The sequence below is a fragment of the Pseudomonas sp. ADAK21 genome (assembly GCF_012935735.1).
Classification (GTDB): domain Bacteria; phylum Pseudomonadota; class Gammaproteobacteria; order Pseudomonadales; family Pseudomonadaceae; genus Aquipseudomonas; species Aquipseudomonas proteolytica.
Window position 1 is genome coordinate 3,026,134 of sequence record NZ_CP052857.1, and the last position, 11,849, is coordinate 3,037,982.

Annotated in this window: 10 protein-coding genes; 7 read left to right on the top strand and 3 right to left on the bottom strand. The window is 61.6% G+C overall.

Going from position 1 to position 11,849, the window contains the following annotated elements; all coding sequences use genetic code 11:
• From HKK57_RS13715 to HKK57_RS13735, 5 genes are all read left to right on the top strand, one after another.
• Complete coding sequence (locus HKK57_RS13715) at nucleotides 1–522, top strand: RNA polymerase sigma factor (RefSeq protein ID WP_029292158.1); 522 nt, start codon at nucleotides 1–3, stop codon at nucleotides 520–522.
• Between the two features lie 62 nt (nucleotides 523–584).
• Nucleotides 585–1,571, top strand: coding sequence for a FecR family protein (locus HKK57_RS13720; RefSeq protein WP_029292157.1), 987 nt, complete (start codon nucleotides 585–587; stop codon nucleotides 1,569–1,571).
• 251 nt (nucleotides 1,572–1,822) lie between these two features.
• Entirely contained in the window at nucleotides 1,823–4,573 is a 2,751-nt protein-coding gene (locus tag HKK57_RS13725; RefSeq protein WP_169390290.1) for a TonB-dependent receptor, read from the top strand.
• 162 nt (nucleotides 4,574–4,735) lie between these two features.
• Nucleotides 4,736–5,164 (top strand): hypothetical protein, encoded by a 429-nt coding sequence (locus tag HKK57_RS13730; protein WP_029292153.1) that lies wholly within the window; start codon nucleotides 4,736–4,738, stop codon nucleotides 5,162–5,164.
• The gene (locus tag HKK57_RS13735) at nucleotides 5,161–5,598 is read left to right on the top strand and encodes a DUF2442 domain-containing protein (protein WP_169390291.1); all 438 of its coding nucleotides are present in this window, start codon (nucleotides 5,161–5,163) and stop codon (nucleotides 5,596–5,598) included. Before HKK57_RS13730 ends, HKK57_RS13735 begins: the two co-directional genes overlap by 4 nt.
• Nucleotides 5,599–5,763: 165 nt before the next feature.
• Here HKK57_RS13735 and trmA read toward each other — a convergent pair whose 3' ends face one another.
• Nucleotides 5,764–6,843, bottom strand: a complete 1,080-nt coding sequence (trmA, locus tag HKK57_RS13740) for a tRNA (uridine(54)-C5)-methyltransferase TrmA (RefSeq protein ID WP_029292149.1) — start codon at nucleotides 6,841–6,843, stop codon at nucleotides 5,764–5,766.
• The gene (locus tag HKK57_RS13745) at nucleotides 6,840–8,135 is read right to left on the bottom strand and encodes an NCS2 family permease (protein ID WP_169390292.1); all 1,296 of its coding nucleotides are present in this window, start codon (nucleotides 8,133–8,135) and stop codon (nucleotides 6,840–6,842) included. The genes trmA and HKK57_RS13745 overlap by 4 nt, the downstream gene beginning before the upstream one ends.
• A gap of 211 nt (nucleotides 8,136–8,346) precedes the next feature.
• On the opposite strand from HKK57_RS13745, the gene HKK57_RS13750 reads away from it, so the two are divergent.
• Nucleotides 8,347–8,793, top strand: a complete 447-nt coding sequence (locus HKK57_RS13750; RefSeq protein ID WP_029292145.1) for a DUF4879 domain-containing protein — start codon at nucleotides 8,347–8,349, stop codon at nucleotides 8,791–8,793.
• A 39-nt stretch (nucleotides 8,794–8,832) separates the two neighbouring features.
• On the opposite strand, the gene HKK57_RS13755 is transcribed toward HKK57_RS13750, so the two are convergent.
• Nucleotides 8,833–10,065 (bottom strand): MFS transporter, encoded by a 1,233-nt coding sequence (locus HKK57_RS13755; protein ID WP_070994167.1) that lies wholly within the window; start codon nucleotides 10,063–10,065, stop codon nucleotides 8,833–8,835.
• A 343-nt stretch (nucleotides 10,066–10,408) separates the two neighbouring features.
• On the opposite strand from HKK57_RS13755, the gene HKK57_RS13760 reads away from it, so the two are divergent.
• Nucleotides 10,409–11,848, top strand: a complete 1,440-nt coding sequence (locus tag HKK57_RS13760; RefSeq protein WP_029292142.1) for a cytochrome ubiquinol oxidase subunit I — start codon at nucleotides 10,409–10,411, stop codon at nucleotides 11,846–11,848.
• Nucleotide 11,849: the final 1 nt, after the last annotated feature.

Here is an 11,849-nt window from a genome sequence, read left to right on the forward strand (position 1 = left end):
TTGTCGGACGTGGATCTCAAGGGCTTGTTTCTCAAGCATGCCGATACCCTGCGTCGGTATCTGCTGCGCAAGGTGCGGGACCCTCAGTTGGCTGCGGACCTGGTGCAGGAGAGCTTCTTGCGCCTGGCACAAAAGCCGTCCAGCGAGCGGATCGACAACTCCCAGGGCTATCTCTACCGCACGGCGAGCAATCTGCTGATCGACCATATCCGCCAGGAAGCACGGCGCAAGACCGACTCCGTGCCCCATGAGGCGTTGGCCGAGATTGAAGATGAAGTGGCCGGGTTGGAGGCTCAGGCAATGGCGCAGCAACAACGACAGGCATTGAAGCAGGCGTTGGCGGAACTGCCGGAGCGCACCCAGCAGATTTTCCGCCTGAACCGCGTCGAAGGCATGACCCATGCCCAGGTCGCGCGGCATCTTGAAATTTCCGACAGTTCAGTGCAAAAGCATCTGGCCAAGGCGCTGGCGCATGTCATACAGCGTTTGCGGGAGGGCGATGTGACGCCATCCGACGAATGAATTACTGAAAAAATGCTGCTCAAACGTCACTGTTTCATACAACGAGAATTCGAGACTCACACGTGAATAGCCAGGAGTCGCAACAGCCCAGCATTACCGAGGTCGCCGCCGATTGGGCGGTGCGCCTGCATGCGGGGGGGCTGGATGTGCAGGAACATGCCGCACTGCAACGCTGGATCGACAGCGACAGTCGCCACGCCGCAGAACTGGAGTTTGCCCAGCAGACCTGGGCGGCCCTGGGTGAACTGCAACTGGATGCGCCGGTGCATCGCCAGCGTCCACCACCTGCTGGCGTGGCACCGCGTCGCGCCCAGCGTCGGCGACCCTGGCGCGTGGCTGCGAGTGTCGCGCTGTTGCTGGTGGTCGCCAGTGTTGGCTGGTTGCAGGGGCCGCAAGCCTTGCTGCAGATGCAGGCCGACTACCTGACCGCCAAGGGCGAAGTGCGCATGGTCCGCCTGATTGACGGCAGCACTGTGGAGCTGGACTCCTCCAGCGCCATCCGCCTGGACTTCGACGGCGAGCAGCGGCGGATCAGCCTGTTGGCCGGCTCGGCGATTTTTGACGTGGCGCCCATGGCCGGGCAGGAAACCCGGCCATTCGTGGTGCAGAGTGCCGGCGGCCAAACCCGGGCGCTGGGCACGCGCTTTGTGGTCGGTCGCGAGGCCGACGACCAGGCGTGGGTGGGCGTGCTGCAACACAGCGTGGCGCTGACCCAACAAGACCGAGCGCAAACCACGGTCCTCCACGAAGGGCAGGCCGCCCGCTACAGGGCGCAGGATGGTGTGAGCGGCCTGCCAGATTTTGACCTGGCGCGGGCCACCAGTTGGCGGCGTGGGGTGCTGGTGTTCGATCGCCAGCCGCTGGCCAAGGTGGTTGAAGAACTCAATCGCTACCGCCCCGGCCGGGTGGTATTGAGCAATGCCGACCTGGCCAATCGTGAAGTCAGTGCGGTGTTCCGCCTCGACATGCTGGACCAGGCGCTGGGCACCTTGACCGAAGAGTTGCAGGTGCGACGCTTTGATCTGGCGGGCGTCAGCCTGATCTACTGACATACCGCAAACCTCCCTGTGAACGGGCGCTTGTGTGTGGGCGCTGGCTTGCCTGCGATAGCATCACCTCGGTCTACCTGGTAGACCGAGTTGCCTGCATCGCCGGCAAGCCAGCTCCTACACAAGCCCGCATTCCTGGCTGACCTTCAAACAATTTTCAGAAACACTTACTGAGTCTCTATCCCTGACGCGTCTTGCTAATCGAGAAGTATTCGCATAAACAAAAAACGCTCAGCGAAGGGATCACCACAATGTCTGCAATCACCAAAGGGCGCACCACCGGCAGCCGGTTGGCCCTGGCCATTCACTTGGCTCTGTTTGCCACTGCAGGGCAGGCCTACGCCGCTGCTCCCGTGGCCGGCGCTTCGCAGCCTGCGACGCTGATGTTCGATATTCCCGCCCAACCCCTGGGCGGCGCAGTCCTGGCCTTTGCCGACCAGGCCGGCTTGCAGGTGCTGTTCGACAGCCCGCGCCTGCAAGGCCTCAGCAGCACCGCGCTCAAGGGCCAGTACAGTGTTCAGGAAGGCCTGGGACGCTTGTTGGGCAGCGCGCCGGTGGAGTATCGCTTTACCGGCGCACGCCAGGTCACCCTCAATCGCGTGAGTGTCGAACAGGACGGCGCGTTGACTGTCGGCACCACCACCATCCATGCCAATACCAACGGCAAGCCCAGTGACTGGGTGTATGAAACGCCGCGCTCGGTAGCGGTGATCACCCGCGAGCAGATCGACAAGCGCCCACCCCGGCACGCCGCCGACATGCTTGAAGAAACCGCCGGCGTCTACACCGCCGTCAATCAGCGTGACCCTGGCCTGTCGGTGAATATCCGTGGGGTGCAGGACTACGGCCGGGTCAATATGAACATCGATGGCATGCGCCAGAACTTCAACGTCAACGGCCACCAGCAACGTAACGGCACGATGGTGATCGACCCGGAGTTTGTCTCCAGCATCGAGATCGACAAAGGCAGCCAGTCGGGCATGGGCGGTGCGGCGGTGCTCGGCGGGATCGCGTCTTTCAAGACCCTGGACGCCAGTGAGTTTTTGGCCGATGGCAAGGAGTACGGCGGGCGTCTGCGCGCGGGTAACGGCATCGGTAAACTGGGTAACGGCACCAACTTCAACGGCAGCGGCGTGTTTGCCTTTGGCGATGAGCGTGGCGATGTACTGCTGGGTTATAGCGAGCGACACTTTGGCGATTACCGCGCCGGTACCCACAACGATCAGAAACTGGGCACCAACCTGCGTGCGCGCAAATACCAACCCGAAGCGTTTGACGATTGGTTGAACAGTGAAGTCGGCGACATGGGCAGCGTGACCCGCTCGCAGATCGTCAAGCTGGGCCTGAACCTGCCCAACGATCAGCGTGTGCAACTGAGCTACCTGCAAAGTGACAGCGACAGTAACGACGCGTGGGCCTATACCGCCGACGATGCGCAAAGCGTTTACTACCAGCGTGTGAGCAAGAACAACCTCAACGCCAAGAACGTCGCGCTGGACTACAGCTACACCCCGGACAACCCACTGATCGACTTCAAAGCCAAGGCGTACTACGTCACGACGCAATTGGAGCGGACCAATGCGCCGAACCTGGCGACGCCGGGCACGGGCAACGAGGTCGGCGGCTACACCGATCACTTCCAGACCGACACCTGGGGCTTGCAGGCCGACAACACCTCGCGCTTCGATTTCAATACGCTGGGGCGAGTCAGCTGGAACTACGGCCTGGAGATGTACCAGGACGAATTCAAACCGCGCAGCAACAAGGTCGAGGCGGTCAACCTCCAGGGCTTGCTGCCGTATGTCGAAGGCGCCACCCCTGGCGGCAAGCGCACCATCGCCAGCCTGTTCAATAACCTGCAATACGAATACGACAACTGGCTGACCCTGGATGCCGGCGTGCGGTACGACCGCTACCGGCTTGAAGGCCAGACCGGAATGACCCTCTACAAACGTGACCGTTTCTACAACAGCCTGGTGGGCGCCAAGCGGGTGGCCGAGGTGTTTGATATCGACAATGAAGAGGGGCACTTCTCGCCCACCTTTGGCATCGGTATCAAGCCTGGGCTGGAGTGGATGCAACTCTATGCGCGCTGGGGCAAGGGCTGGCGCCCGCCGGCAGTCACGGAGACCTTCATGACCGGTCGGCCCCATGGCGGCAGCTCGTCAGAGCGGGTGTTTCCCAACCCTTATCTGAAGGCTGAAGAGTCGCGGGATTGGGAAATGGGGGTCAACGTGTTCAAGGAAGGGCTGTTTTTCAACGACGACCGCCTGGGCATCAAGGTCGCCTACTTCGATACCAAGATCGAAAACTTCTCGTTCCTCAACCACAGCGTCAGCTTGCCGGAAACCAGCGTTGGCGGCTTCCTGGGGACCATGGCCTACGTCAACAACACTGCACCGACGCGCTTTCGCGGCATGGAATACCAGCTCAACTACGACATGGGCCGGGCTTACGCCAACCTGAGCTACACCCATATGATCGGCAGTAACGACTTCTGCTCGAAAAACTATTACATGGGCGGAGCCAAGACCAGCGGGCCGAGGACTACGCGTATCGAATCCTACATTCGTCCCGACGGCCGTCCGGGGGTCAGGCCCGTCACCACTTATGAGGTGCTGGATGATGAGGTTGCCAACAACAAAGAGAGCTGTGGCCGAATCATGGGCAACGCTACCTATATGCCAGCGGATCGCGGCTCGCTGACGCTGGGCGCGCGGTTTCTGGAAAAACGCCTGGATACCGGGGTGCGGGTGCGCTACAGCTCGGGTAACGGTGCCAACCTCAACCAGCAGGGCTACGACTTCATCGACCAGGCGCTGTGGCCGCAATACACCCTCTACGACCTGTACGCCAGTTACTGGATGACCGACCACCTGAACCTTGGCCTGGCCCTGGAAAACGCCACCGACGAAGCCTATTTCGTGGCCATGGGCGATGCCAACAACCTCAGCCTGGCGCGCGGCCGCACGCTGAGCGGGATGCTCGAATACCGGTTTTGAGCCCCCGCAAGTCCTGGGCATTCGCGGTTACAACCCGGCATTTGAAGCCGTGCCAATCGTTACTAGTCTGTGAGGCAGCCCTGGCATTTGGAAGGAGCCGGCTGTCGGTTGGTGCCCGATCGGGCGCCGGCGGGTAATAAATAACCTAACGGATGGGTTACGATGAGAGTAGGCGCTTACAAGGGACATGTGATTGCAGTGTTGCTCAGGGATGAGCATTGCCCGCCCCACGTACATGTCATGGGCAAGGACTGGGATGCGCGTTTTCGTTTCAGCTTTCTGGATGGGAACGTGGCGTTGTGGGATGTGGATCCTGAGCGGCGGCGACCCTCCAGTAGCGTTCTGGAGGGCATTCGTCAGACGTTGATGCAGCAGCATTATCTGGCGCGGGCACGAAGGATCTGGTGGGAGAAGCTGCAAACTGTCTGCCTGGACAACCACTCCTGGGATTGGGAGGCCGATGAGGTTGTGCCGGGGCTGGTCATCCGGCCGGGGGTCTACGTGATTGCCAGTGCCCGGCACGATGTTGCGGGGCGGCGAACCATTTTGAATCTGGTGAGGGCGCCAGGATCCGTGGAGATTGAGTTATGAAAAGTGTAAAAGCCAAAGTACGGCCCGATGTCCCGATCACTGAGGCCGACATCGATAAGGCTGTAGCCCGTGGGCGCAAGCTCAAGCGGGTGTACGCCAACGCCAGTTCGGTGAGTTACGCAGCCGACTGCATTTGCATTGGTTTCAGCGACGGTAGCCGCATCATGTTGCCAGTGGCCGGTCTTACGGAGTTCGAAGGTTTTTCTGTAGAAGACTTTCGGGCACTGGAGGTCGGGTTTGGTGGCAAGGCGCTGTGCTGTGAAGCCCGTGACCTGCATGTATCGATCACAGGCCTGATCGCCACCAGCCAGCCGTTGATGGACCTGGCTGCGAGCATCGTGGCATCGCGTAACGGCCGTAAAACCAGTGCCGCCAAGTCCGAGGCCGCCCGCGCCAATGGCAAGAAGGGCGGTCGGCCGCGTAAGGAAGAATAAGCCGGGGGATACCCGCCAATCCAATGTGTATGGGCTTATGTGGGAGCGGGCTTGCTCGCGAATGCGGTAGGTCAGCCAACTACTTGGCAACTGATCCACCGCATTCGCGAGCAAGCCCGCTCCCACATAAACCCCACATTTTTGGATCTGCTATGGCCTAAAGGGTTAGCGCCGGGTCAGCAGCACGCCCGATTCCATATGGTGGGTCCACGGGAACTGGTCGAACATCGCGCAGCGGGTGATGCGGTGGGTGTCGTGCAGTTGTGCAATGTTCGCCGCCAACGTTTCCGGGTTGCAGGAGATGTACAGGATGTTCTCGAAGCGCCGGGTCAACTCGCAGGTGTCCGGGTCCATGCCGGCACGGGGCGGGTCGACGAAGACACTGCCGAATTCGTAGCTCTTGAGGTCGATACCGTGCAGGCGTCGGAACGGCCGCACTTCGTTCAGGGCTTCGGTCAGTTCTTCGGCGGACAGGCGTACCAGGGTCACGTTATCCACTGCGTTTTCATCGAGATTGCTCAAGGCAGCATTGACCGACGTCTTGCTGATCTCGGTGGCCAGCACCTTGCGCACGCGGGTCGCCAGGGGCAGGGTGAAGTTGCCGTTACCGCAATACAACTCCAGCAGGTCATCACTGCGATCGCCCAGGGCGTCATAGGCCCAGTTGAGCATCTTCTGGTTCACCGTACCGTTGGGCTGGGTGAAGGCGCCTTCGGGCTGGCGATAGCTGAAGGTGCGACCGCCGACAGCGAGTTTTTCGACCACGTAGTCGTGGCCAATCACATCGCGCTTGCCCTTGGAGCGGCCGATGATGCTGACGTTCAGGTCGGCCGCCAGCTTGTTGGCAGCGGTGTGCCAATGCTCGTCCAGCGGGCGGTGATAGCACAGAGTGATCATCGCGTCGCCGGCCAGGGTGGTGAGGAACTCCACCTGGAACAGCTTGTGGCTCAGGGCGGCGCTGGCTTGCCAGGCGGCCTTGAGTTGCGGCATCAACTGGTTGATACGCAAGCTGGCGATGGGGAACTCTTCGATCAGGATCGGCGTGCGCTTGTCGTCCTGGGAAAACATCGCGTAGTGGCGCTGGCCGTCTTCGCGCCACAGGCGGAATTCGGCGCGCAGGCGGAAGTTCTGCAGGGGCGAATCGAACACCTGCGGCTCGGGCGCGTCGAACGGCGCGAGCAGGTCACGCAAGCGCGTGACCTTTTCTTGCAGTTGCAGGGCGTAACTTGCTGCGTCAAAAGTCATGCGGGGAACCAGCCTAGCTTGATCACGAACAGGATCGACAGGATCACCAGCGCTGGGTTGAGTTCACGGTAGCGGCCCGTAAGCAGCTTGATACCGGTCCAGGCGATGAAGCCGAAGGCGATGCCATTGGCGATGGAGTAAGTGAAGGGCATCGCCAGGGCGGTGATCACCACCGGTGCGGCAACAGTAATATCGTCCCAGTCGATTTCCGCCAGGCCCGAGGTCATCAGCACCGCGACAAACAGCAGCGCGGGAGCGGTGGCAAACGCCGGGACGCTGGCCGCCAGTGGCGAGAAGAACAGCGCCAGCAGGAACATGCTCGCCACCACGATGGCGGTCAGGCCAGTGCGGCCACCAGCGCTCACGCCAGCAGCAGACTCGATGTAGCTGGTGGTGGTCGAGGTGCCCAGCAGCGAACCGGCCATGGCCGCGGTGCTGTCGGCGATCAGGGCGCGTCCCATTTTCGGCATGTGGCCGTCCTTGCCCATCAGGCCCGCGCGCTTGGCGACGCCGATCAGGGTGCCGGAGTTGTCGAACAGATCAACGAACAGAAAGGCGAAGATCACGCTGATCAAGCCTACGTCGAGGGCGCCGGCGATATCCAGTTGCAGGAAGGTCGGGGCCAGGGACGGAGGCATCGAAACCACGCCGCCGAATGGGGTCACGCCGAGCGCGATGGCCGCGACGGTCACCGCAAGGATGCCGATCAACACCGCGCCGCGCACTTTCAGGGCTTCCAGGGCCACGATCAGGAAAAAGCCCAGGGTGGCCAGGATCGGTGCAGGTTTGGCCAGGTCGCCCATGCCCAGCATGGTCGCCGGGTTGCTGACCACGATCCCGGCGTTATGCAGGGCGATCAGCGCCAGGAACAGGCCGATACCGGCGGCAATCGCCGAACGCAGGGGCAGGGGGATGGCATTGATGATCCACTCGCGGATGCGGAAGATCGACAGCAGGAAAAACAGCACGGCGGAGATAAACACCGCGCCGAGCGCCACTTGCCAGGTATGCCCCAGATGCAGCACTACGGTGTAGGTAAAGAAGGCGTTCAGGCCCATGCCCGGTGCCAGGGCAATCGGGTAGTTGGCGATCAGGCCCATGATCGTCGAGCCGATGGCCGCCGCCAGGCAGGTGGCGACAAACAGCGCACCCTTGTCCATACCGGTCTCACCGAGGATGCTCGGGTTGACGAACAGGATGTAGGCCATGGCCAGGAATGTCGTGATACCGGCCAGAATCTCGGTACGCACGTTGGTGTTGTGTGCCTTGAGTTGAAACAGCTTTTCCAGCATGCCTGCTCCCTGTGGCGCGCTTGGCGCCGTGATTTGTTGACCTCAAAGTCAAAGCACAAACTGCGCCAAGCGCCGCGTGTTTTCTACAGAGGATCGGAAAAAGCGGCGCATCATACCAGCAGGTCGACGGCCTGTGGCGCCCGGCCTCGGTTTTGTTGAGTGTGGCCTTGAGGCATACTCCGTCGACGTTCAGTCCGGGGTCATCCAAAGCATGAAAAAAGCCATCGCGTGGAGTCTAGCTCCGTTCGCCTGCATTGGCCTGTGGCTGGCGGCGGCACCAGCGTGGGGCGCGCCTGCACCGGCCTTGAGCGAGGTGCGGGTGTTCCAGGTGCAATCCCAGGCGTGCAAGGAGTCCGTCGCCGAAGGCGTCGACAGCACCCGGCAGTGCCAGCACCGCGGGCCGACGCGGGTCTCGGTGATGGAAGTGGGGCTGGGCAATAACGCCATCGCGACCTTTGATGGGGCGCGGCTTGCGGGGCAAAAGACGGCGATTTGCCAGGTGGGCTCCATCAGCCAGGCCTGCAATGGCGCTGGCACCTTGATGGGCTACATCTATGTGTTTGACGTGGATATCCGCGCCGCGGGCTGGTTCGAGTACAGCAACACGTCGATCAATGTGCCGCGCAATACCCTGAAGACTCAGTTGCGCATCCAATGATGACCCCCTGTAGGAGCCGGCAAGCCGGCTCCTACAGGTTCAGGGCGTTTCGGCCGGGGTATGCATGCGATCCCGCTTGGCCAGCGTCGGGAACAGCTTGATCCACACCCCGGTCACCACCAGCGTGCCGACCCCGCCCAGCACCACGGCGGGCACCGTGCCCAGCCAGTGCGCGGTGACGCCGGACTCGAACTCGCCCAACTGATTGGACGCCCCGATAAACAAGCCATTGACTGCACTGACCCGCCCGCGCATTTCATCGGGGGTTTCCAGTTGCACGAATGAGGCGCGGATCACCATGCTGATCATGTCCGCCGCCCCCAGCACCACCAGCACTGCCAACGAGAACCAGAACGAGGTGGACAGGCCAAAGGCAATCGTCGCCACGCCAAACACCCCGACGGCAGTAAACATCACGCGGCCCACATGCCGGTCCACGGCAAACCGCGCCAGCCACAACGACATCAGCAGCGCGCCCACCGCTGGCGCCGAACGCAGCAGCCCCAAGCCCCAGGGGCCGGTCAGCAGGATGTCCTTGGCGAACACCGGCAACAACGCCGTGGCGCCGCCCAGCAGCACCGCAAACAGGTCCAGGGAAATCGCCCCGAGGATGTCCGGGCGGCTGCGGATAAAGCGGATCCCCGCCAGCAACGAATCCAGCGTCGCCTTGCCCTTGTTCAGTGGGGTCTGCCGGGCGGGCAGGTTGAGGGTCAGCAGGCAGGCAATCAGGTACAGCAATACCGTCGGGCCATACACCCAGGCGCTGCCGAAGGCATAGAGCAGGCCGCCCAGTGCCGGCGCGACGATGGTTGCCGATTGCTGGGCTGACTGCGCCGCCGCCACCGCCCGTGGGAACAGGGCAGTGGGCACGATGCTTGGCAGCAGGGCCTGGGTGGTGGGCAGCTCGAAGGAGCGGGCCGCGCCCAGCAGGAAGGCCAGGATAAAAATCATCTCGCGGGTGACATTGTCCGTCAGGCTGCCAACCACCAGCGCCAGGGCGATTAACGCCTGCAGCGTCTGGCAGATGGCGGCGACTCTGCGTCGTTCGTAGCGATCGGCCACATGCCCGGTGTGCAGCATGAACAGCACCCGCGGCACAAACTCCACCAGGCCCACCAACCCCAGGTCCAGCACATTGCCGGTCAGTTGGTAGAGGTTCCAGCCGATGGCCACCGTGAGCATCTGGAAGCCACTGGCGGTAAAGATCCGGGCCAGCCAAAACGCAATAAACGGGCGGTGATGACGTAACAGCAGCGGGGTTTCACTGGGCATCGGCAAGCACTGGACTGAACCTGGGAAGCGCCGAGATTAGCATCAAGCTGTAACAAATAGTTGCTGCCAAGGAAATATCCTTAGCAAGGCATCTATTTCGCTGAGTCATCCTGTCACGCGGCAAAAGACCACACAGTCCAAGCCGGAAAATGGGACTACTCTTTCATCGTTGCTTGATCCAGATCAATGCTGATTGGAGCGTTGGTGTGGCGGCCAGAAGGCCAGAATCCCTACGTGGTTGGTAAAAAAAGAACGAATTGCAATTCGCCACACTCCATATCCGTGGGGGCAGTGGGTGCAGGCCCCCAGCCAGCAGCCGGTATTACCTGACAGAGGAAGACTTATGTTCGGTTTGGAGGCGCTAGATCTCGCCCGAATTCAATTCGCGTTCACCATCTCGTTCCATATCCTGTTCCCGGCCATCACCATTGGCCTGGCCAGTTACCTCGCGGTGCTGGAAGGCCTGTGGCTCAAGACCCACAACGATACCTACCGTGACCTCTACCACTTCTGGTCGAAGATCTTTGCCGTCAACTTCGGCATGGGTGTGGTCTCGGGCCTGGTCATGGCTTATCAGTTCGGCACCAACTGGAGCCGCTTCTCGGACTTCGCCGGTTCCGTCACGGGGCCCTTGCTGACCTATGAAGTGCTCACCGCATTCTTCCTCGAAGCGGGCTTTCTGGGGGTGATGCTGTTCGGCTGGAACAAGGTCGGGCGCAAGTTGCACTTCTTTGCCACGGTGATGGTAGCGGTCGGTACGTTGATCTCGACCTTCTGGATCCTCGCGTCCAACAGCTGGATGCAGACGCCGCAAGGCTTTGAAATCATCGATGGCCGAGTGATCCCCACCGATTGGCTGGCAGTGATCTTCAACCCCTCGTTCCCCTATCGCCTGGCGCACATGGCCACGGCGGCGTTTGTCGCCACCGCGTTCTTCGTCGGTTCCTCGGCGGCCTGGCACTTGTTGCGGGGCAAGGACAACCCGGCGATCCGCACCATGCTGTCGATGGCGATGTGGATGGCGCTGATCGTCGCGCCGATCCAGGCGGTGATCGGTGACTTCCACGGCCTCAACACCCTCAAGCATCAGCCGGCAAAAATTGCCGCGATTGAAGGCCATTGGGAAAATATTGGGAATGAACCGACCCCGCTGATCCTGTTCGGCTGGCCGGACATGAAGGAGGAGCGAACCAAGTACAAGGTGGAAATCCCCTACCTGGGCAGCCTGATCCTCACCCATTCCCTGGACAAGCAAGTGCCGGCCCTCAAGGAGTTCCCGCCCGAGGACCGCGCCAATTCGACCATCGTATTCTGGTCGTTCCGCATCATGGTCGGCCTGGGCATGCTGATGATCTTCACCGGCCTGTTCAGCCTCTGGCTGCGCAAGGGCGACAGGATGTACACCAACAAACCGTTCCTCTATCTGGCGCTGTGGATGGGCCCGTCGGGGTTGATTGCGATCCTGGCCGGCTGGTTCACCACCGAAATCGGGCGCCAGCCCTGGGTGGTCTACGGCTTGATGCGCACGGCGGATGCTTCCTCCAACCACAGCGTGGTGCAGATGAGCATCACCCTGGCGCTGTTTGTGGTGGTGTACTTCGCTCTGTTCGGCGCGGGCCTGGGCTACATGATGCGCCTGGTGCGCAAAGGCCCGGTCACCCACGAAAGCACCGAGCCGGCCCACGGTGGCCCCGGTCAGCAACGCACCCCGGCGCGTCCATTGTCGGCGGCCGATGACAGCGGCGACGCCGATCACGGCGACACTCTGAACAAGGGGAATTGAG